Below are 22,357 nucleotides of genomic sequence, written 5' to 3'. Positions count from 1 at the left end.
TGAACTACTACTGGGATCACCGTCGCGACCAGTAGCAACTGTCTTGCTCAAAATCTGAAGGTCCAGCCCAATTCCTGTGGGAGCGGGCTTGCCCGCGAAAAAACCTTCGCGGTGGATAGCATCGATTTGACCCGCCTTCGCAAGTCCCGGTGTCGTGATCGAACAGCTTCATGGCGCGCTGGAACAATTTGCCCTGCACCCGCGCTGTTTGAATGAAGCCGATCTCGACGCCGCCGCTCGCCCAACCCGTGAACAACGTCAATAAAATCACTTGAGCCGCGTGCAACTCATTGTCCAGAAAGGAGATAGTTTTCGCCTACGCCTGCCCGTCCTTCCTTGTGTCAGCAAAAAGAGAACAAGATCAATGAACACCGTGGGAACTGATGGCAACCTTGCACAAGGTTTCAAGCCACGTCATGTAACGATGTTGTCCATCGCCGGCATCATCGGTGCAGGACTTTTCGTCGGCTCCGGACACGCCATCGCGGCTGCCGGGCCCGCCACCATCCTCTCCTATTTCGTCGCCGGCACGCTGGTCGTGCTGGTCATGCGCATGCTCGGCGAAATGGCCGTCGCCCATCCCGACACCGGATCGTTTTCCACCTACGCCGACCAGGCCATCGGCCGTTGGGCCGGCTACACCATCGGCTGGTTGTACTGGTGGTTCTGGGTGCTGGTCATTCCCATCGAAGCGTTGGCCGCAGGCCATGTGCTCAACGCCTGGTTCCCGCAGGTCGATAGCTGGATCTTTGCCCTCGCATCGGTATTGCTGCTGGCCTGCACCAACCTGTTCAGCGTGGCCAAGTACGGCGAGTTCGAGTTCTGGTTCGCGATCCTCAAAGTCACGGCGATCCTGGGCTTCATCGGCCTGGGCTTTGCCGCGCTGATGGGCTGGTTGCCCAACCGTGAAGTCAGTGGCCTGAGCACACTGATGAGCGAGCACGGCGGCTTCGCGCCCAAGGGCTGGTCGGCGGTGATCGGCGCCTTCATCACCGTGATGTTCAGCTTCATCGGTACGGAAGCGGTGACCATCGCCGCCTCCGAATCCAACGACCCGGCGCGCAACATCGCCAAGGCCACCCGCTCGGTGATCTGGAGGATCAGCACCTTCTACATCCTGTCGATCTTCGTGATCATCTCCGTGGTGCCGTGGAACGATCCGCAGCTTGCGGTGGTGGGCTCGTACCAGCGGGCGCTGGAGATCATGAACATCCCCAACGCATCGTTCATGGTCGACCTGGTGGTGCTGATCGCCGTGACCAGTTGCATGAACTCGTCGATCTACATCGCCTCGCGCATGATGTTCTCGCTGGCCAAGCGCGGCGACGCCCCGGCCATGCTCAAGCGCACCTCGAAGGTTGGCGTGCCGCGTGCGGCGGTGTTCGGCAGCACACTGATCGGGGCGGCCATCGCCATCCTCAACTACTTCGCCCCCAAGGGCGTGTTCGAGTTCCTGCTCGCCAGTTCTGGCGCCATCGCCCTGTTGGTGTACCTGGTGATCGCCATCTCGCAACTGCGCATGCGCCGGCGCCTGGAGCGCGAGAGCACGGAACTGAAGTTCCGCATGTGGTTGTTCCCCTGGCTGACCTGGGGAGTGATCGTGTTCATCAGCTGCGCGCTGGCAGTGATGATGTATACGGAGGAGCACCGCGCAGAGGTCAGCGCCACGCTGAGCCTGGCGATCCTCATCTCGTTCCTCGGCATCGTCACCACGCGCGGGCATGACCGCAAGGTAGCGGTGCGCTCAATGGGCTAGGCAGGGCGCATGTAACGGTTGATGACGAGGGGCGCTTTTACCAGGCGCCCCTCTGTCGTTTACCACAGCGACCTCGGAGCGGTCCGACATCTTTAGGATGCACCCCTGGATAGGCTTCCTGGCTTCGAACCATGCCAGGAACCCTTCGATGAAAGACCCACAGCAACATGACCACGCAACCAACGCCACACCCGCCAGGGAGGAGCGCTTCGATGAGGTCGTGAACCTCATCCACTCGGCACGACAACGCTGCATGCAAGCCGTCAACACACAGCTCATCGAGCTGTATTGGCAGGTCGGTGCCTACATCAGTCGCAAGATCGAGAATGCCGAATGGGGCGATGCCGTGGTCAGCCAACTGGCCGCCCACCTGGCGCGCACGCAGCCGGGTTTGCGTGGTTTCACGCGACCGAACCTGTTCCGTATGCGCCAGTTCTTCGAGGCCTATCGTCACGACGAGGTTGTCTCACCGCTGGTGAGACAACTGCCGTGGACCCACAACATGATCATTCTCGGGCAGAGCCGACGCGTGGAGGAGCGAGAGTTCTATCTACGGATGGCCATCAAGGAGGGATGGTCCAAGCGCGAACTGGAGCGCCAGATGAAAGCCGCCCTGTTCGAGCGCAGCGTTGCCGACCCGCTCAAGGCATCAGCCTCTCTTGCCCAGGCCCACCCGCAAGCCCTCTCGGTGTTCCGTGATGCCTACATGCTGGACTTCCTCGATCTGCCCCAGGGGCATGCCGAAGCCGATCTGCACAAGGGCCTGCTGCAGCGTTTGAAGGACTTTCTCGTGGAGCTTGGCCGCGACTTCTGCTTCGTTGGCTCGGAGTATCCACTGCAGGTCGGTGGGCGTGACTTTGCCGTGGATCTGGTGCTGTTCCATCGCGGGCTGAACTGCCTGGTCGCGGTGGAGCTGAAGGTCGGGCGCTTCGAGCCCGAGTACATGGGCAAGCTGGACTTCTATCTCGAGGCGCTGGATCGCAACGAGCGCAAGGCGCATGAAAACCCCGCCATCGGCGTACTGCTGTGCGCCAGCAAGCATGACGAGGTGGTCGAGTACGCGCTCAACCGCAGCCTGTCACCGGCCCTCGTCGCCGAGTACCAGACCTGCCTGCCGGACAAGGCGCTGTTGCAGGCCAAGCTGCAAGAGTTCTACGCCCTCGACGCCCGCTGACCCTCCCCCGAAACCGGCTCGATCCCTATCTGAACGCCAGCCCAACCGTTGTAGGAACGGGCTTGCCCGCGAACACGGGCGTAGCCCGCGCCAGGCTGCGCGATGTCTTTTTCGCGGGCAGCCCGCTCCTGCAAGTGCGCCGGAGCTATCACCACTCGTCAAATAATCAATTGACGAATATCAAAATCACTATTAGCTTAACCATTAAATCGAACAATAAATATCGCACAGCGATACGTGAGGCTTGAATTGTACGATCCATTGGTTGATGCGAACCCAGGCCGGGCCCAGCCCCATGCGCCGTCCTACTGGGCCGATACCGCAGGCTCGCCGATCGCCGACGATGGCCCGGTGCGTGGCAACGAAGACGTCGAAGTGGCGATCATCGGTGCCGGCTACACCGGCCTCAGCTGCGCGCTGCACCTGGCCCGCGAGCACGGGGTGCGGGCGGTGGTGCTGGAGGCGAACCAGACTGCCTGGGGTTGCAGCGGACGCAATGGCAGCTTCGCGCGCATTTCCGGTGGCCGCGTACCGCTGGCTGCACTGATCGAGCGCTACGGCGCCGACACCGCGCGCCAGTACTTCAACGAGATGCGCCAGGCGCTGGACACCACCCGCGGCCTGATCCGCGACGGCAACATCGACTGCGACGCGCAGCCGGATGGCGTGTACAAGGTCGCCAGCAAGGCCATTCACGTCGAGTCGCTCAAGCGCGAAATGGGCCTGTACAACGACCTGCTCGACTACCCGGCCCGCTTCGTCGAAGCCGCCGACCTGCAGGCGGTACACGCGGGTGCCGAGTCGTTTGGTGCACTGCACATGCCCGACGGTTTCAGCATGCATCCGCTGAAACTGGCCTGGGGCGTACAGCGCATGGCCCGCGAGGCTGGCGCGCGGGTGCACACCGGCTCGCCGGTGACCGCCTGGACCAGCAGCGCGCAGGGCCATCGCCTGGTTACGCCAGGCGGAGTGATCACCGCGCGCAAGGTGGTGGTCGCCACCAACGGCTACACCTCGCGCCAACTGCACCCGGCACTGACCGGGCGGATCCTGCCGGTGCATTCGCAGATCATCGTCACCCGGCCGATGAGCGCCGCCGAAAAGCAGGCCAGCCTGCCGGGTGCCGACTGCATGTTCGACACCCGCAACCTGCTGTTCTATTACCGCCGCCTGCCGGACGATCGCATTCTCTTCGGCGGTCGCAGCGCGGTGAACGGCCGCGACGCGGAAAACCCACTGCACCGCGAGCGCCTGCTGGCGGCGCTGTGTCGCAAGTTCCCCGCGCTGCAGGGCATCGACGTGGATTACAACTGGGGCGGCTGGGTCGCGGTGACCAACAACTCGCTACCGCACTGCTACCCGATCCAGGGCGTGGCCAATGCCTACACCGGCGGCGGTTATGCCGGCAGTGGCGTGTCGTTCTCGCTGCAGACCGGCAAACGCCTGGCGCAGATGGCCTGCGGTGAAGCCCGGCCCACACCGGTGCCGTTCCTGCACCAGGCGCCCAAGCCGTTCCCGTTCCAATCCTTCCTGCGTGTCGGCCAGCGCATGGCCTACGCCTGGTATCGCTTCAAGGACGCCGAGCGCGCGTCCGTCTAACTGGAGAGCGTCATGATCTATAGCGAGTACCTTATCGACGGTGAGCTGGTGCGCGGGCAGGGCGACGAGTCGCCGATCCTGGCGCCAGCCGACGAGCGTGTGCTGCATGTGCTGGCCGATGCCTCGCCGGCCCAGCTGGATGCCGCCGTCGATGCCGCCGAGCTTGCCTTCACCGGTTGGGCGCGCACACCACCGCGCCAGCGTGGCTACCTGCTGCTCAAGCTGGCCGAGCGCATCGAAGCCGACGCCCAGGCGCTAGGCACCCTGGAAAGCCAGAACTGCGGCAAGCCGCTGCAAAAGGCGATTGGCCACGAAGTGCCGGCGGTCGCCGATGTGTTTCGCTTCTTCGCCGGGGCTGCGCGTTGCCTGCCGGGCAGCGCCGCCGGTGAATACGTCGCCGGAAGCACCAGCATGATCCGTCGCGACCCGCTCGGCGTGGTCGGGCTGATCGCGCCGTGGAACTACCCGCTGCTGATGGCCGCCTGGAAGCTGGCCCCGGCCCTGGCAGCCGGCAACACCGTAGTGTTCAAACCGTCCGAGCTGACGCCACTGAGCGCCCTGTACCTGGCGCGGCTGTGTGCCGAGATCTTCCCGCGCGGCGTGGTCAACATTCTCTCCGGCCGTGGTGCCACCCTCGGCGCGCAGCTCAGCGCCCATCCCAAGGTGCGCATGGTCTCGGTCACCGGTGACATCGCCACCGGGCAGGCTGTGGTCCGCGCCGCTGCAGGCAACCTCAAGCGCACCCACCTGGAGCTGGGCGGCAAGGCGCCGGTGCTGGTGTTCGCCGATGCCGACATCCCGGCTGCAGTGCGCATGATGCGTACCGGGGGTTACTACAACGCCGGGCAGGACTGCACCGCAGCCTGCCGCGTGTATGTCGCCGAGTCGGTGCGCGAGCAATTCCTGGAACAACTGGCTGCCGAGGTCTCGACCCTGCGTACCGGGCACCCTGAAGATCCGGCCAGCGACTTCGGCCCGCTGATCAGCCGTCGCCAGCAAGAGCGCGTGCAGGGCTTCGTCGAGCGTGCCGCGGCGCTGGCGCACAGCGAAGTGCTGGTCGGCGGAAAGGTTGTCGATGGCCCGGGCTTCTTCTTCCAGCCGACGGTCATCGCCGGTGTGCGCCAGGACGACGAGATCGTGCAGAAGGAAGTCTTCGGTCCGGTGGTGTCGGTCACGGCGTTCGACGATGAAGAGCAGGTGCTCACCTGGGCCAACGAAAGCGAATACGGCCTGTCGGCCTCGGTATGGACGCGCGATGTGAAGAAGGCCATGCGCACCGCCAGCCAACTGCAGTACGGTTGTGTCTGGGTCAACCAGCACATGACCCTGGCTACCGAGATGCCCCATGGCGGGCTGCGCCAGTCAGGCTACGGCAAGGACCTGAGCCTGTACGGTCTGGAGGATTACACCAGCGTGCGGCACATCATGATCGACATCGGCTGAGGCCGAGCAACTACACAAGAACACAAGAACACAAGAACACAACAACAAGCAGGGATGACTGCAGGACTGGATGTCCAGACGTTTCGCCAACTGTCTAACTACAACAAATGCAGGGGTTGAACATGAAACGATTCGAATGGCGTGCAGGCACCGTGGCGGTATTGCTGGGGCTGTGCACCTGGCAGGCCCACGCGGCCGAAAGCGTGACCTTCGCCGGCTGGGGTGGCGCCTTGCAGGACGCCGAACGCAAGGCCTACCTGGAGCCCGCGGCGAAGAACCTGGGCATCGCCGTCAAGGAAGACAACATGGACGGCCTGGCGGCGGTGCGCGCCCAGGTGATGTCCGGCAAGCCCAAGTGGGATGTGGTTGAGCTGGCCTCAAACGACTGCATGGTGGCCGAGAAGGAAGGCCTGACCGAGCCGCTGGACTTCTCGGTCATCAAGACCGAGGGCGTCGATCCCAGGTTCTACGGCAAGAACTGGATCGCCAGCCACGCCTATTCGACGGTCCTGGCCTGGAGCACCGAAGGCGGTGCCGCCAAGGCCCAGACCTGGAAAGACTTCTTCGATCCGTCCGTGAAGGGGCCGCGCGCCCTGTACCGCAACCCGTTCACCACGCTCGAAGTGGCCCTGCTGGCCGACGGCGTGGCGCCCAAGGATCTTTACCCGCTGGACGTCGAGCGCGCCTTCAAGGTGCTCGAGCGGATCAAGCCGCAGGTGGTCAACTGGTGGAGCAGCGGCACCGACTCGGCGCAGTTGCTGCGCAGCCATGAGGTGGATTTCCTGGCTATCTGGGCCTCGCGTGTCGAAGACCTGAAGAAGGCCGGCCAGCCGGTGGACTACACCTACGACAAGGCGCTGCTCGACTATGACTGCGTGGTAGTGCCCAAGGGCGCGCCGAACAAGGCCCAGGCCATGAAGCTGATCGCGCAGATCATGTCGCCGCAAAGCCAGGCCATGCTTGCCACGCTGATCCCCAATCCGCCGGTCAACAGCAAGGCCTTCGACACCGGCATCATCCCGGCGGAGCTGGCCAGCAAGCTGCCCACGGCACCTGCCAACGTCGACAAGGTGGCCTTCTTCGACCCGGCCTGGTGGCAAGGTCGCCAGGCCGAACTCCAGCAACGTTTCGACCTGTTCATCCAGAACTGATCGACCTTTCCGCGCCCGCTGCGAATGGGCGCGCACCTGGAGAAAAGCACATGCACAAACACATGATCAAAGGCGCTGCGTTCAGCCTGCTGGCCAGCGCGCTGTTCGCTGCCACGGCACATGCCGACGGTGGTATCACCTTCGCCGGCTGGGGTGGCGCCCTGCAGGACGCCGAGCGCAAGGCGTACCTGGAACCTGCCGCCAAGGCGCTGAACATTGCCATCCGCGAAGACAACATGAACGGCCTGGCCGCCGTGCGCGCCCAGGTGATGTCGGGCAAGCCGAAGTGGGACCTGGTCGAGCTGGGCATCACCGACTGCGTGCAGGCCGAGAAAGAAGGGCTGTCCGAGCCGCTGGACAAAAGCGTGATCGATACCCGTGACATCGACCCGGCCGTGGTCGGCAGCAACTGGATCGCCAGCCATGCCTACGCCTCGGTGGTGGCCTGGGCCAAAGACACCGGCAAGCCGGTGGCCCAGACCTGGCAGGCGTTCTTCGACCCCAACGTCAAAGGCGCACGGGCCATGTACACCAAGCCCTGGCAAACGCTGGAGGCCGCGCTGATCGGCGATGGCGTGGCCCCGGCGCAGCTGTATCCCCTGGACATCGACCGCGCGTTCAAGGCCCTGGAGCGGATCAAGCCGCAGGTCGTCAACTGGTGGAGCGCCGGTGCCGATTCGGCGCAATTGCTGCGCAGCCGCGAGGTGGACTTCCTGGCGATCTGGAACGGGCGCGTGGCCGAGGTGGCCAAGTCCGACGATGCGGTCGACTACAGTTTCGATGGCGCCATCCTCAGCTACGACTGCCTGATCGTGCCGCGCGGTGCGCAGAACAAGGACCTGGCCATGCGTGTGATCAACCAGATCATGCAGCCGACCAGCCAGGCGACGCTGGCGACCTTGATCCCCTACGCGCCGGTCAACAGCCGCGCCTACGAGGTCGGCCTGATCAGCGCCGAGCAGGCCAGTCGTCTGCCGACCTCGCCGCAGAACATTGCCAAGGTGGCGAAGATCGACCCGCATTGGTGGGTGCAGAACCAGCAGGCGGTGCAGCAGCGTTTCGAGTTGTTCATCGCCCACTAGGACGAGGCGGGCCGTGCTGGCCCGCGTCATAACCCGTGTTCCGTGCCGCTTGCGGCCCCGAGTCTGACCATGTCTGAAGATACGAAGCTCTCGACCTCCATCGACATCGAGCATGTCACCAAGACCTACGGCAGTTTTGCCGCGCTCGATGACGTCTCCCTGAACATCCGCAGTGGCGAGTTCCTGTCGCTGCTGGGCTCGTCCGGCTCGGGCAAGACCACCTTGCTGATGGCCCTGGCCGGCTTCGTGCGCCCGGACGCCGGCAGCATCCGCTTCGGCGGGCGGGAAATGGTGTTCGAGCCGCCGCACAAACGCGACCTGGGCATGATGTTCCAGAACTACGCACTGTTCCCGCACATGAACGTGTTCCAGAACGTCGCCTACCCACTGAAGTTGCGCGGCTACAGCCGTGACGAGATCCGCAAGCGGGTTGGCGAGGCGCTGGAAATGGTCGAGCTGGACAAGCTGGTCGGGCGGCGCATCGACGAGATGTCCGGTGGCCAGCGCCAGCGTATCGCCCTGGCCCGGGCGATCGTCTTCGAGCCGAAGATCCTGCTGATGGACGAGCCGCTGTCGGCGCTGGACAAACGCCTGCGCGAAACCATGCAGCTGGAGATCCGCCGCCTGCACGAGCGCCTGGGCATGACCGTGGTCTATGTCACCCATGACCAGCGCGAGGCACTGACCATGTCCGACCGCATCGCGGTGATGAGCCAAGGCCGGATCCAGCAGATCGACACCCCCGAGAGCCTCTATGAACGCCCGGCTAACCGCTTCATCGCCGAGTTCGTCGGCGAGTCGTCGTTCCTGCCGGTTGCCATGCGCGAGGGCAGGGCGTGGTTCCGCGACCAGCCGTTGCAGGCGGTGTTCAGCGAAGGCTGCCTGAACAACCCGAGCATCCTCCTGCGCCCCGAGAAACTGCGCTTCGTCGATGACGGCCAGCAGGGCCTGAACCTGTTCCGTGGGCAGGTCCACGACGTCATCTACCAGGGCGAAAGCCAGTTGCTGCAAGTGGACCTGGGCGAGGGCACGCAGGTGTCGATCCGCCGCCCCTCGCGCAGCTCCTCCGGTGACCGCCTGCCAACGCGGGGCGATCGCGTGGTGCTCGGCCTGCACCCGCAGGACAGCCTGATCGTGGGGGACTCGGCATGACTGCGCTCAACCTGCAAGGCGCGCTGCATGGCCAGGCCCTGCAACGCGCGGGCAAGCGCCACGGCTGGTTCCTGCTCTCGCCGATGCTGCCGGCACTGCTGCTGGTGCTGGTGACCTTCGTGCTGCCAATCGGCTGGCTGTTCGGCCTGTCGCTGTTCGATGCCGACGGCAACCTCAGCGCCGAGAACTACACGCGCCTGCTGCAACCGATCTACGTGCTGGCGTTCACCCAGACCTTCAAGATCGCCCTGATCGTCACCGTGGTCTGCGTGTTGCTCGGCTATCCCTACGCCTACTTCATGGTCCACGCACCGCGCCGCCTGGCGGGCCTGGCGATGGCGCTGCTGCTGATCTCGCTGTGGACCTCGCTGCTGGTGCGCACCTACGCCTGGCTGGTGCTGCTGCAGCGGCGCGGCCTGGTCAACGACGTGCTGACCTCGCTGGGCATCGTCGACGCGCCGCTGGCGCTGGTGCACAACCTCACCGGCACGGTGATCGGCATGACCCACATCATGCTGCCCTACATGGTGCTGCCGCTGTATGCGGCGATGAAGAGCATCAACCCGCTGTACCTGCAGGCCGCCTCGACCTTCGGCGCATCGCCGGTGCGGGCGTTTCGCGATGTGTTCCTGCCGCTGTCGCTGCCGGGCCTGGCCGCGGGCGCGACCTTGGTGTTCGTGCTCAGCCTGGGCTTCTACGTGACCCCGGCGCTGCTCGGTGGCGGCAAGGTGCAGATGCTGTCGATGCGCATCGAGAGCGATGTGTCGATGTACGCCAACTGGGGCGCTGCCTCGTCGCTGGGCGTGGTGCTGCTGGTGGCCACCCTGCTGATCCTGTTCATCGTCAAGAAGATCGCCGGCCTGGGCCGGCGCAGCGAGTGAAGCCATGAACCGACCCCTGAACCACTGGCTGGGCCTGGCCGCCCGCCGCGCCTGGCTGTACTTGCTGGTGCTGGCGATCATGGTGTTCCTGCTGACGCCAACCCTGATCGTGCTGCCGATGTCGCTGTCGGATGCGCGCTACCTGAGCTTTCCGCCCAAGTCGCTGAGCCTGCAGCCGTTCTTCAGCTATTTCGCCTCGATCGAGTGGCAGAGCGCAACGCGCATTTCGCTGATCACCGCGACCCTGACCATGATCCTGGCCACCACCCTGGGCACCGCGGCGGCCTACGCCCTGCACAACAGCCAGCAACGCTACCTGGGTGTGCTGCGCGGGTTGATGATGGCGCCGATGATCGTACCGTCGATCTTCATCGCCATCGGCCTGTTCTTCGTCTATGCGCGGCTCGACCTGAACAACAGCATTCCGGGGCTGGTGCTGGCGCATACGTTGTTGGCGCTGCCCTACGTGATCATCAACGTCGGCGCCGGGCTCAAGAGCTACGACATGACCCAGGAGCACGCCGCCTGCATTCTTGGCGCCAGCCGCCTGCGTGCATTCTTCGACGTGACCCTGCCGCAGATCCGCTTCTCGGTGGTGTCTGCGGCCATGCTGGCATTCGCCGTGTCGCTGGATGAGGCGGTGATCTCGCTGTTCATCAGCGGCGGCGACAGTGCGACCCTGACCAAGCGCATGTTCAGCTCGCTGCGTTCGGAGATCGATCCGCTGATCGCCGTGGTCGCCACCTTGATGACGCTGTTGTCGATCATCATGCTGGCGGTCAGCCTCACTGCGCAGCGTCGCGCCCAGCGCCGGAGCGAGTCATGAGGCTGCGCCTGCCAGGCGCCAGTGGCGCGCCGCTGAGCTTCAGCTGGAACGGCCGCCGCCTGCAGGCCCTGGCTGGCGACAGCGTCGCCCAGGCACTGCTGGCCAACGGCATTCGCGGCCTGGCCTGGACGCGCAAGACGCACCGGCCCATGGGCCTGTCGGGGCTCTACACCACGGGCGTGCTGGCGCGTGTCGATGGCGTACCCAACGTGCGCCTGGACCAGTGCCTGGTGCGCGAAGGCATGCAGGTCAGTCGGCAGAACAGCTGGCCGAGCCCACGCTTCGACCTGCTGCGCCTGGCGCGGCTGGTGCCGTCCGGCTGGATCAAGGGCGGTTTCGAACAGAGCAACCTGGTGCCCAGCGGTGGTCGACTGTTCCAGCACTGGGAGGCGTTGCTGGCGTTCCTGGCCGGGGTGGCCGAGCCCGCCGACCAGGGCTTCGCCGGCCCACCTCCGCCAGGCCAGCGGCTGCGAGCCGAGGTGTTGGTGATCGGTGCCGGGCCTGCTGGCTGCGCAGCGGCCAACCGGGCTGTGCAGGAGGGGCGCGAGGTGCTGCTGGTGTCCCGTGGCGAGTCGCCCGCGCGCTATGCCCGGCAAGCCGGTGCTGCGCTGCCGACGCTCGATCCGCGGGTGCGCTGCCTGTTCGGGGTGGAGGTGTTCGGTGCCTACCGTGAAGGTCGCCTGCTGCTCGGCGCACCGATCGATTCTGCACGCGGCGCCGTGGCTCTGGAGGCCGGCGAGGTGGTCCTGGCCACCGGGCGCAGGGTGGTGCCGACCTTGGTCGCCGGTGCCTGGCTGCCCGGGGTGATGGATGCGCGCACGGCCCTGGCGCTGGCCAGCGACCGCCGCATTGCGCCGGGCAAATCGGTGGTCGTGCTTGGCGACGGGCAACAGCAGGCCTTGGCCAACCGCCTGCGCCAGTTGGGGGTGCAGGTGGTGGCCGTGGCCGAGGTCAGTGAGCTGCAGCGGGTCGTGGGGCACAACCGGGTCAGGGCTGTACAACTCGAGCGCCTGCAGCCCTGCGATGCGCTGGTGCTGGCCGGCCCCGGGCTGTTCGACGACAGCCTGAGCTTCCAGGCCTCGGCCAGCGGGCGTCTGCAACTGGTCGGTTCGCGTTCTTCGCTACGCCGCGCAGGCAGCGCCGCCGAACCGGACCCGGCGCTGACCCCCGCGCAGGATGCTGCTGTGTTGCTGTGTCCCTGCTTCGACGTATCCGGACGCGAGGTCGATGAACTGCTGGAGCAAGGCATCGACGACCTGGAGGTGATCAAGCGCCTGACCTCCTGCGGCATGGGCCCGTGCCAGGGCCAACCGTGCTGGGACTCGCTGCGAGCCTACGTCGCCGGACGCCTCGGCGTGCCCGTGCTGCAACTGGCCCGACCGACCCTGCGCCCGCCGCGCCGGGCCCTGACCGTGGCCCAGGCCGCCGGTCTTTGCGACGTCGTGGAGCCTCTGCAATGAACCTGAATGCCCCGCTGCCCAAGCGCTGCAGCATCCTCATCGTCGGCGCCGGCATCCAAGGCCTGTCGCTGGCGTTCAACCTGGCCGAGCGCGGCGTGCGTGACATTCTCGTGCTGGATGCCGGCTACTGGCAGGGCGGTGCGTCGGGGCGCAACGGCACGCTGATCCGTGGTGCCTTCAGCTCGGTGGAGTGGACGCGCTTCTTTGCCTACTCCAACCAGCTCTGGCATGGCCTGTCGCGGCGCCTGGGCGAGAACGTCATGTACTCGATGCGCGGCTACAGCATGATCGGCGAGCGCACGGCCACCGCCGAACTGCTGCACCGTACCCGCGAAGTGCACCGCGAATGCGGCATCGATTCGCAGCTGCTCGACCCGGCACAGTTGCGCAGGGTGCTGCCGGCCCTGGCCCACGAACGGGTCAGCGCCGCCCTGCATCTGCCGGGCAGTGGCGTGGCACCGCACCATGCGGCGATGCATGCCTATCACAAGGCCTGCGAGCGCCTGGGCGTGACCCTGCGCTATCGCACGCCGGTCGCGGCCATCGACCGCAGCGCGGGCCGCGTCAGCGGCGTGCGGGTAGGGGAGCAACGCATCGATGCCGACGTCGTGGTGCTGGCCGGTGGCGCCAACAGCAATAGCCTGGCGCAGATGGCCGGCGTGCCGCTGGAGGGTTACCCGATGCGCCTCGAAGCCATGGCCCTGGAGCCGACTCGCCCGCTGATCGGCCCGGCCGTGGCCCTGCTCGACCGGCTCTGCTACATGCACCAGACCGCCCGTGGCGAGGTGGTGGGCGGCGCCGAGGTGGCCGAGCGCCCGCAGGACACCCTCAATGCCGACGTCCCGGTGATGGCGGCGACCGCCAAGGCCTACATGGAGATGTTCCCGCAACTGGGCCAGGCGCGTATCCTTCGCCAGTGGGCCGGGCTGGTCCACATTTCGCCCGATTTCGGGCCATTGCTGGGGGCGCATCCCGCCTTGCCGGGGCTGTTCGTCAGTGCCGGCTGGTGCTACGGCCATGCCGGGGCGCCGGCGGCCGGCGAGCTGCTGGCCAGGGCCATCGTCGAAGGGACGGTGGACGAACGCATGAAACCCTTCGCTGTCGAGCGCTTCGTACAAGGGCGTCCGGTGGTCGAGCCGGGCATCGTGCTGAGTCATTTCGAATGAACAACCGTGAATGGGAGCATCCTTTCGCGGCGGCCGAGCCGGCCGTCCGGGTTGCCTCCCTCAGAGCTGTCAAAAAAGGATCGAACGCCATGAGCGCCGCTGAAGAATCGCCCCTGTTCGTCACCGCCCTGTCCAAGGGGCTGGCGGTCGTCACTGCGTTTCGCAGTGGCCGGCCGAGCATGAACCTGGTCGAGCTGGCCGAAGCCACGGGCCTGAACAAGAGCACGGTGCAGCGCTCGGTGTACACCCTCGAAACCCTCGGCTACCTGGCCAAGGATGCCGTGACCAAGCGCTATCGCCTGACCCCGCGCTCGCTCGACCTGGGCTCGGGCTACCTGCAGACCAGCGAGCTGGTCGAGCGCGCCAACCCCTACCTGCACGAGCTCAACCGCGACACCGGCGAGAGCTGCAACCTGCTCGAGCCCTGCGGCATGGACATGCTCTATGTGGCGCGCTTCCCCAGCCACAAGCAGATCCCGATCCACGTGCCACTGGGCCGTCACCTGCCGATGTACTGCACCGCCGCCGGCCGTGCCTACCTGGCGGCGCTGCCGGAGCGCGAGAGCGAGGCCATCCTCGATGCCTCGCAGCTGATCGCGCACACCTCCAGCACTGTGACCGACCGCGAGCGCCTGCGCGAGATCATCGCCAATGCGCGCAAGGACGGCCATGCCTTCGCCAGCGAGCAGTACTACGTCGGTGACATCAGCGTGGCGGCGGCGGTGGTCAATGCCGATGGCTACCCGCTGGGCGCGGTCAACGTCGCCGTGCCGCTGGGGCGTTGGAGCCTGGAGGAGGCCAGGAAGGACCTGGCGCCGAAGGTGATCAACACCGCGCGTTCGATTGCCAGTGCCGTGCGCAGCCTGCGCCCTTTGACCTGAAAAAACCTGTGAAGCCCTGTGGGAGCGGTGAATCCGCTCCTGCACGGCACCGCTTTGCCCAAAAACCAGCCCAACCCCAGGAGCCAACCATGTCCATCCAACGTTTCCAGCCCAACAACAACCGCCTCAGCCACGCCCTCGTGCACAACGGCATCGTCTATGTCACCGGCCAAGTCCCGGCCGACCGTACCCAGGACGTGCGTGGCCAGACCGCCCAGGTGCTGGCGCGCATCGACGAGCTGCTCGCCGAGGCCGGCTCCGACAAGTCGCACATCCTCTTCGCCCAGGTGTGGCTCAAGCACGCGGTGCAGGACTTCGCCGAAATGAACGCCGCCTGGGACGCCTGGGTACCGAAGGATGCACTGCCAGCCCGCGCTACCGTCGAGGCCAACCTTGCCGCCGAGAATATCCTCGTTGAAATCGCCGTTCAGGCCGCAGTCAAGGAGTAAGGTCATGGCGACGATCAAGCATCTGATCCACGGCGAATCGGTCGCCAGCGGCGGGCGCACTGCCGAGGTGTTCAACCCCGCCACCGGCCAGGTCATCCATCAACTCGAACTGGCCAACCGTGCCACCGTGCAGGCGGCCATCGATTCGGCCAAGGCCGCGTTCCCGGCCTGGCGTAACACGCCACCGGCCAAGCGCGCCCAGGTGATGTTCCGCTTCAAGCAACTGCTGGAGCAGAACGAGGCGCGCATTTCGCAGATGATCAGCGAAGAGCACGGCAAGACCATCGAGGATGCCGCCGGCGAGTTGAAGCGCGGTATCGAGAACGTCGAGTTCGCCTGTGCTGCGCCCGAAATTCTCAAGGGCGAGTACAGCCGCAACGTCGGCCCGAACATCGACGCCTGGTCCGACTTCCAGCCGCTGGGCGTGGTGGCCGGGATTACTCCGTTCAACTTCCCTGCGATGGTGCCGCTGTGGATGTACCCACTGGCCATCGTCTGCGGCAACGCCTTCATCCTCAAACCCTCGGAGCGCGATCCGAGCTCGACCCTGTTCATCGCCCAACTGCTGCATGAGGCTGGCCTGCCCAAGGGCATTCTCAACGTGGTGCATGGCGACAAAGAGGCGGTGGACGCGCTGATCGAGGCTCCGGAAGTCAAGGCGCTGAGCTTTGTCGGTTCGACGCCGATCGCCGAATACATCTATGCCGAAGGCACCAAGCGCGGCAAACGTGTGCAGGCGTTGGGCGGGGCGAAGAACCATGCGGTGCTGATGCCCGATGCCGAGCTGGACAATGCGGTCAACGCGTTGATGGGCGCCGCCTACGGCTCGTGCGGCGAGCGCTGCATGGCGATCTCGGTGGCGGTGTGCGTGGGCGACCAGGTTGCCGATGCGCTGATCGCCAAGCTGGAGCCGCAGATCAAGGCGCTGAAGATCGGTGCCGGCACCCAGTGTGGTCTGGACATGGGCCCTCTGGTGACGGCGGCTGCACGCGACAAGGTGCTGGGCTATATCGACGATGGTGTCGCGGCAGGGGCCGAGCTGGTGGTCGATGGTCGCGGTTTCTCGGTGGCGGGCAACGAGAACGGCTACTTCGTTGGCGGTACCTTGTTCGACCGGGTGACGCCGCAGATGCGCATCTACCAGGAGGAGATCTTCGGGCCAGTGCTGTGCGTGGTGCGCGTGCAGAGCCTGGAGCAGGCCATGCAACTGATCAACGATCACGAATACGGCAACGGCACCTGCATCTTCACCCGCGATGGCGAGGCCGCACGGCTGTTCTGCGACGAGATCGAAGTAGGCATGGTGGGTGTGAACGTGCCGTTGCCGGTGCCGGTGAGCTACCACAGCTTTGGTGGCTGGAAGCGCTCGCTGTTTGGCGACCTGCATGCCTATGGGCCGGATGGCGTGCGCTTCTATACCCGTCGCAAGGCGATTACCCAGCGCTGGCCGCAGCGCAAGAGCCACGAGGCGTCGCAGTTCGCGTTCCCTAGCCTTTGAGGATGATCTGACTGGCGCTTTCGCGGGCAAGCCCGCTCCTGCAGGTTTATGAGCAGCCTCTCAAATGTTGGACACCCGTCCGCTTTTGGGGGGCAGCTCATGTGGGAGCGGGCTTGCCCGCGAAAGGGCCGGTCAGGCCACCACAACACTCAGCTACGGCACGCCAGTAATGCCAGCAAATGCTCGGCAAAAATCTCCGGCCTGCCCTCGAACAACCGCTGTAACGGCTTTCCACTCCCCAGATGCGCATACAGCGCGCCACGCTGCGTCGGCTCGCTCACCATGCGCACTGCCGCCTCGATGTACTGCTCCACCGTCGCGGCAATGGTCCACCCAGGCAACCCCGCCCGCCTGAACAACCCCTCGTCGATATGCTCGAACACCTCCGGCCCGGTCTTGCACACCCCCGGCAACCCCAAGGTGAAGGCGTCGATGATGCCGTTGGTGTTGCCGAACGGAAACGGACTGAGGAACAGGTCGCAACGGTCGAAGGTGTCCAGGTACTGCGCATAAGGCTGGTGCGGGTGCACTACGGCATCCGGGACATAGCGGCGGATCAGGCGCTGTAGCTGCGGATAGAGCAACCCCTGCGCCTGGCCGATGAGAAAGTGCAGGCGCACGCGGCGGCCATGGCGCTCGCTGCTGCGCTCGACGATCTGCTGGCAGGCCTGGAGAAACTTCGGATTGAGCTTCATGGTGGTGGCCGCCACGGCAATGGCCACCTCGGGGCTGTCGAGGCGTTCGCGGGCACCGAGCCTGACTTCGATTGCCGAGGGGCGGTACGGCTGGCCGTCGCTGGGCAACAGCAGCAGGCGCTCGCTGAAGCACGCAGGGTCGCCGACGAAGTCCTCCTCGACGCTGATGTAGTCCACATGCCGCGAGCCGGTGGTCGCCGGGTGCCCGAGCGCGGCCACCTGCAACGGCGCCAGGCGCAGGTTGGCGACGAACAGGGTGAGCGGGAACATGCCGACACTGGGCATGTACAGCACCTGCGGGCGCGCTTGTTCGGCGAGGCTGCGCACCTGGCGCACGCAGGCGAGCAGGTCGTCCGGGGCCTTGAGTTCGATGAAGCGGTCGAACACCTTGCGCCCCAATTCGTCGACATTGTTGGCATAGCCGACTGCCCACAGCTCGAAATGCTCACGGGCCGCTTCCAGGGTGCGCGAGTGGGTGCGGTAGATCGAATGAGCACCGGAAAACCATTCCAGCACCACCAGCATGCGCGGCTTGCCTTGGCGCGTGCTGGCTGGCGCAGGCAGCGAGGCGATGCCTTCGGCGTCCAGCTTGCGCTCGATCAGGCGGCAGATCGAACGCTTGATGCGGTGACGCTGCGGCAGGTCAGCGTAGCTGCAGTGCATGTACACGTCGTGGATGATCGCCAGCGGCAACTGATCGAGGCTGTCGAGGCTGTCCAGCCGTTCGGGCAGCCAGGCCAGCAGCACCTCGCGCTTGGAGTGCGCCGCAGGCGTGCCGAGAAAGCGCGGCGACAGCAGGGCCATGAACAGCGCCATCGCCAGTTGCGGGTTCTGCGTCCACAACAGTTCCACATCCAGCGGCAACTGCGACTCCGGCGAGTAGAGAATGCAGAACTTCACCTGTTGTTCCGGCGCCACTTCGAAGCGCTGGCTGTCCTGGCCGTGCAGGTTGAGGGTGCGCAGGATGTGGTCGGCGTTGATGAAGGCGCTGGCGGCGAACAGCGCCGACAGCCAGCGCTGGAAGTTGATCAGCTGGTCGAAGCCACCGGGGCTGATCTGGAACTGCGGATCGCTGAACAGTGCGCTGATCGCGCAGGTCAGGCGCGTCAGCACGTGGGCTTCGAGTTCGTCCTCGGGCACTGCCGGCGACACCGACAGCCTGAACTCCCCGGACAGCTTGCCGTAGTGGCGGTCGATGATCAGCAGCAGGCGCACCAGCTCGCGCGCCGCCTCCTCGTGCTGGCGCGTGTAGCAGAGCTGTTCGAAGTGTTCCAGCGCGAACGGGGTCTGGTTCATGGCGGGCCTCAGTCTTGCGCGAGCGTGTCGTCGCCGAGCAGGGCCAGGTCCAGGTGGATCTGGTCGAGCTGCGGCTGCAACGGCGTTTGCCGGTAGTCAGGGTAGAGCACCTGACTCCAGTTGGCGTTGGCCATCTGTTTTTGCTGGTAGCCCCGCACATCGGCGCTGCTGCGCTCGAGCAGCGTGGCGTTGACCAGCCCGCCCAGGCGCTGCAGCACCGCGCCGCCGTTGGCGGTGAGGGTGGTGCTGTCGCTGCCGTGGACGATATAGGCGCCGCTGTCGCTGTCGGTATCGATCAGCAGCACACCGTCGTCGACCTGCAGCAGGTTGCTGCCGCTGGCGAAGTTCAGCGCCGTGCCACTGTCGCTGCGGGCGGTGAGGGTCAGGTTGCCGTGGCCAGCGGCGATCAGGCTGTTGGCACCGCTGCCCGAGCCGTTGAAGGTGATGCCGGTGGCGCCGTTGCTGCCGGTGCCGCTCAGGCTGATATCGCCACCTGCCGACTGGATCATCACACCATTGGGCCCGGTGCGCAGGAACACGCCGTTGCCGTTGGCGCCGCCGTCGCTGCGCCCGTTCAGGCTGATGGCGCCATCCTGGGTGGCGATGGTGACCGAGCTGCTGGCGCTTGAGGGGTAGAAGTGGATGCCGTTGGCCTGCTGCGAATAGCCCTGGAGGCTGATCGAGCCGCTGCCGGTGGCGCGCAGGTCGGTCTGCCCGGTGAGCATGCTGATGCCATGGGCAGCGACCGCGCTGCCGTCGAGGCTGAGGGTGCCGTTTTCGACGCTCAGGCGGTTGATGCCACTGCTGTAGAAGTCGATGGCATCACCTGCGGCGGTAGCGCGGCCGACCAGGCTGACATTGGCGGAGCCGGTGGTCTGGATGATGTTGGTGACGCTGAGCAGGGCGATACCGTGGTCCAGTTCGTCGTTGTTGGGCGAGTGGAAGTGGCCGTCGAGCAGGATGTTGCCGCCTTTGGAACTGATGCGGTTGGTCGAGGCGGTGCCGCTGCCGCCCAGGGCGATGGCATCGGAGGTGCCGACCGAGTCGCCACGCAGGGTGATGTTGCCAGTCCCTGTGGTGATGGCTACGCCGCGCGAGCTGCCCGTGGAGTTGAGGAAGATGCCGTAGCCGCCCCAGCTGTTGCTGCTGGTGCCGCTGATCAGCACATCGCCGCTGTCGCTGCCCAGGTCGATGGCGGCGCCACGGCCGGATGGCGCGATGTCGACGCCGCGCCCCGAGGCGCTGGTGCCTTCCAGCACCAGGTTGCCGCTGGCGCTGTTGACGCGGATGTTCGAGTAGTCGCCGCTGGCATCCAGGTAGAGCGCACGGAACGAGCCGGAGCCGGTGTTGATCACCGCGTTGTCGGCTCTGAGCCGCACGTCGCCTGCGCTGCTGGCGATGTTGATGCGTGAGCCCGGTGTGTTGGCGTTGCCGTTGCCCGCCGCGATCAGCGCCAGGGCCGGGGTGCTGCCGCCAGTGGTATTGCCTTCGACGGTGATGTCGCCAGCGCTGGTCAGGTTGATCGAAGCGCTGGCGCCCGTGACGTTGAGCGCGGTGCCATAGCTGCCGCCGCTGTCGCCACCGAGCACGATGCGCCCGCCGTTGTCGCCGCGCAGGTTGACCGCGCCGGTGCCGGAGGCGGCTACATACAGGCCGCGGTTGCTGGCGCTACTGCCCTTGACCGTAAGCGTACCGCTGCCCACCGAAAGATTCTGCGTGGAGCCTGCTGCGGTGGAGCAGACCAGCACGCCGAAACCTGAAACGGCATTGCCGCTGAGGGTGACATTGCCCGCGCCGCGGGCGGCGATGTTGTTGCTGGTGCTGAACACCCGCGCGCCGTTGCCGCCGCCGAGGTTGTCGGCGCTGATGGCGATGGAGCCTGCGCCGTCGGTGAGCAGGTTGCTGCCGCCGGTGAGGATGAAGGCATCGCCTGTGCCGCTGGTGCTGGCCTGGCGGGCAATGATGTTTATGTTGCCGCCACCGGCATCCAGGGTACTGCCCGAGATGCTCACCGCCGTGGCGCTGGCGCCTGATGCCAGGGTACTCGAGGTCGCGCCACGGAGGCTGATGTCGCCACCGTTGGTGGTGATCCGCGTGCCGTTGCTGATGGCCACGCCCGTGCCGTTGCTGACGTTGGTGCTGGCGTAGCCGTTGACCGGGTCGGCCGCGCTGCCGAGGGTGAGCTTGCCGCCGTTGGTGTTGATGGTGGCGTTGTTCAGAGCGATGGAGCCGTTGCCGCTGTTGTTGAAGTTCGACAGCATCGAGACGTTCAGCGACTTGCCGTCGGCGTTGCTGATGCTGGTGCCGTTCATGTTGACGTTGCGGTGGGCGATCAGCGTCAGACTGGCATTGCCTCGGGCCTTGACGTTGTCCAGGACGTTGATGTCGCCGGAGGTGCCCGCCCCGGAAGAGGTCTGCACGATGATATTGGCGCCTTCGCTGAGCGAAGCGTTGAGCGTCGCCGAGCTGAGGTTGGAGCTGCGCCCGGCGTTGGGGGTGAATGGGCTGCTGCTGGAGGTGCCATTGCTGGCACCGCTGGTGATGTTGATGTTGAACGGATCGAGCAGCCAGGTGCCGCCCTGGCCGGACGCTGCCGCCAGGTTGACCAGGCCGGTGACGTCCAGCGCGTTGCCGGAGGTCTCGACCAGCCCGCCCTTGCCGGCACCGGCGCCCGTGGCGCTGATCACTCCTTCGAAGCGGGTGCTGTCACGCGACCAGAGGATGACCTTGCCACCGTCGCCGTCGCCCAGTGCGTTGGCCTCGATGCGCGCATTCTCGCCCATGTAGGTCGCCGTGGCCTGGTGCAGCGGGCCGCTGCCCTGGTAGTCGCCGCCCAGCAGTACGGTGCCGCCGCCGGTGCTGCCGGAGGTGTCGATGCGGCCTTGCTCGAACAGGCCGACGTATTCGCCGGTCAGGGTCACGTTGCCGCCATGCTCGCCTGCGCCACGGCCGGAGGCGTCGATCACCCCGCTGTTGGCGACCATGCCATTGTCGCCGCCGTCCAGGACGATCCGGCCGTTGCGCTGTTGCAGGCTGCGCGCCTCGATCACGCCTTCGTTGTTGACCACGCTGCCGACCATTGCATCGCTGGTGCGCGCGCTCATCAGCACGGTGCCGCCGTCGGCCTGCAGCAGGCCGCGGTTGGCGACGCTGGCACCGACTGCCGCTTCATCGACCTGCAGGTTGATCAGGCCGTCGCCGTTGTAGTCGAGGGTAATCTTCTCGCCGCCGCCGAGCACCACCGAGCCCATCCGCGCGATCACCGCGCCTTCGTTGCGCACCTCGCCGCCGAGCAGGGCAACGCTGCCACCGTCGGCGGCGCGCAGGGTGCCCTGGTTGATCACCGCGCCGCGCTGGCCGTCACCCTGGAAGCGCAGGCGACCGGCCTTGAAGTCGTCGTCGTTGATATCCAGGGTACTGGCGACCAGGCCGCCGACGTTGACGGACGCACCGTTGCCGAACAGCACGCCGCTGGGGTTGATCAGGTACACCTGGCCGTTGGCGTTGAGCTGGCCGAGGATCTGCGAGGCGTCGCTGGCGGTCACCCGGTTCAGCGCGACCGCCGAGGCGTTGGGCTGGTGGAAGTTGACCTGGGCGTCCTTGCCGATGTTGAAGCGCTCCCAGGTGGCGATCAACTGCTGGCTGTTCTGGGTCACGTCCAGCACATTGCCGGCCTGGCTGATGCCGCCGCTGCCGGAGGTGATCTGGCCGTTCGTTGGCAGGGCGCCTGCGTCCAGCGCCATGGCGTGCTGCGGCATCAGGCCGTGCACGGCGCAAAGTACCGCGAGGGCCAGGGGTTTGAGTGTCGGTCGTTGGCGACGACGGGAAAGGGTGGCGTGCATGGTCGT

The 22,357-nt window shown here is 65.9% G+C and carries 16 protein-coding genes; 14 read left to right on the top strand and 2 right to left on the bottom strand.

The genetic code is table 11. From position 1 onward, the window contains the following. Positions 1-364: 364 nt before the first annotated feature. The 14 genes from gabP to AB688_RS24415 all read left to right on the top strand — a co-directional run bounded on the left by gabP (position 365) and on the right by AB688_RS24415 (position 16,518). Complete coding sequence (gene gabP, locus AB688_RS24480) at positions 365-1,756, top strand: GABA permease (protein ID WP_063546206.1); 1,392 nt, start codon at positions 365-367, stop codon at positions 1,754-1,756. A 148-nt stretch (positions 1,757-1,904) separates the two neighbouring features. Further along, on the top strand, positions 1,905-2,930 hold the full coding sequence (locus tag AB688_RS24475) for a PDDEXK nuclease domain-containing protein (RefSeq protein WP_063546204.1): 1,026 nt from the start codon (positions 1,905-1,907) through the stop codon (positions 2,928-2,930). Between the two features lie 249 nt (positions 2,931-3,179). Beyond that, complete coding sequence (locus AB688_RS24470) at positions 3,180-4,529, top strand: NAD(P)/FAD-dependent oxidoreductase (protein WP_081255316.1); 1,350 nt, start codon at positions 3,180-3,182, stop codon at positions 4,527-4,529. Between the two features lie 12 nt (positions 4,530-4,541). Beyond that, on the top strand, positions 4,542-5,972 hold the full coding sequence (locus AB688_RS24465; RefSeq protein ID WP_419555255.1) for a gamma-aminobutyraldehyde dehydrogenase: 1,431 nt from the start codon (positions 4,542-4,544) through the stop codon (positions 5,970-5,972). Positions 5,973-6,094: 122 nt separating this feature from the next. Continuing rightward, entirely contained in the window at positions 6,095-7,123 is a 1,029-nt protein-coding gene (locus AB688_RS24460; RefSeq protein ID WP_063546200.1) for an ABC transporter substrate-binding protein, read from the top strand. A gap of 50 nt (positions 7,124-7,173) precedes the next feature. Further along, a complete protein-coding gene (locus AB688_RS24455) occupies positions 7,174-8,205 on the top strand; it encodes an ABC transporter substrate-binding protein (RefSeq protein ID WP_063546198.1) in 1,032 nt (343 codons plus the stop codon). Between the two features lie 69 nt (positions 8,206-8,274). Beyond that, on the top strand, positions 8,275-9,357 hold the full coding sequence (locus tag AB688_RS24450; RefSeq protein ID WP_063546196.1) for an ABC transporter ATP-binding protein: 1,083 nt from the start codon (positions 8,275-8,277) through the stop codon (positions 9,355-9,357). After that, positions 9,354-10,238 carry an ABC transporter permease gene (locus AB688_RS24445; RefSeq protein ID WP_054894307.1) on the top strand — a complete coding sequence of 295 codons (885 nt, stop codon included), beginning with the start codon at positions 9,354-9,356 and terminating at the stop codon, positions 10,236-10,238. The genes AB688_RS24450 and AB688_RS24445 overlap by 4 nt, the downstream gene beginning before the upstream one ends. A gap of 4 nt (positions 10,239-10,242) precedes the next feature. Next, positions 10,243-11,064 carry an ABC transporter permease gene (locus tag AB688_RS24440; protein WP_054894290.1) on the top strand — a complete coding sequence of 274 codons (822 nt, stop codon included), beginning with the start codon at positions 10,243-10,245 and terminating at the stop codon, positions 11,062-11,064. Next, positions 11,061-12,524, top strand: coding sequence for a 2Fe-2S iron-sulfur cluster-binding protein (locus tag AB688_RS24435; RefSeq protein WP_063546194.1), 1,464 nt, complete (start codon positions 11,061-11,063; stop codon positions 12,522-12,524). The genes AB688_RS24440 and AB688_RS24435 overlap by 4 nt, the downstream gene beginning before the upstream one ends. Then, positions 12,521-13,690: an NAD(P)/FAD-dependent oxidoreductase gene (locus AB688_RS24430; RefSeq protein WP_063546192.1), complete on the top strand. Its 1,170-nt coding sequence runs from the start codon at positions 12,521-12,523 to the stop codon at positions 13,688-13,690. Before AB688_RS24435 ends, AB688_RS24430 begins: the two co-directional genes overlap by 4 nt. 89 nt (positions 13,691-13,779) lie before the next feature. Beyond that, a complete protein-coding gene (locus AB688_RS24425; RefSeq protein ID WP_054894293.1) occupies positions 13,780-14,571 on the top strand; it encodes an IclR family transcriptional regulator in 792 nt (263 codons plus the stop codon). Between the two features lie 89 nt (positions 14,572-14,660). After that, entirely contained in the window at positions 14,661-15,020 is a 360-nt protein-coding gene (locus AB688_RS24420; RefSeq protein ID WP_054894294.1) for a RidA family protein, read from the top strand. Between the two features lie 4 nt (positions 15,021-15,024). After that, positions 15,025-16,518 (top strand): CoA-acylating methylmalonate-semialdehyde dehydrogenase, encoded by a 1,494-nt coding sequence (locus AB688_RS24415; RefSeq protein WP_063546190.1) that lies wholly within the window; start codon positions 15,025-15,027, stop codon positions 16,516-16,518. Positions 16,519-16,667: 149 nt separating this feature from the next. Here the strand turns inward: AB688_RS24415 and AB688_RS24410 are convergent, their stop codons facing one another. Together AB688_RS24410 and AB688_RS24405 are read right to left on the bottom strand one after the other, a co-directional pair. Continuing rightward, positions 16,668-18,509, bottom strand: coding sequence for a hypothetical protein (locus tag AB688_RS24410; protein WP_063546188.1), 1,842 nt, complete (start codon positions 18,507-18,509; stop codon positions 16,668-16,670). 8 nt (positions 18,510-18,517) lie between these two features. Further along, entirely contained in the window at positions 18,518-22,351 is a 3,834-nt protein-coding gene (locus AB688_RS24405) for a filamentous hemagglutinin N-terminal domain-containing protein (protein ID WP_063546186.1), read from the bottom strand. Positions 22,352-22,357 lie beyond the last annotated feature (6 nt).

This window comes from Pseudomonas putida, from assembly GCF_001636055.1.
Classification (GTDB): Bacteria; Pseudomonadota; Gammaproteobacteria; order Pseudomonadales; family Pseudomonadaceae; genus Aquipseudomonas; species Aquipseudomonas machongensis.
The sequence above is the reverse complement of the archived record's forward strand: the minus strand, read 5'-3'. Positions and strand labels throughout refer to the sequence as shown.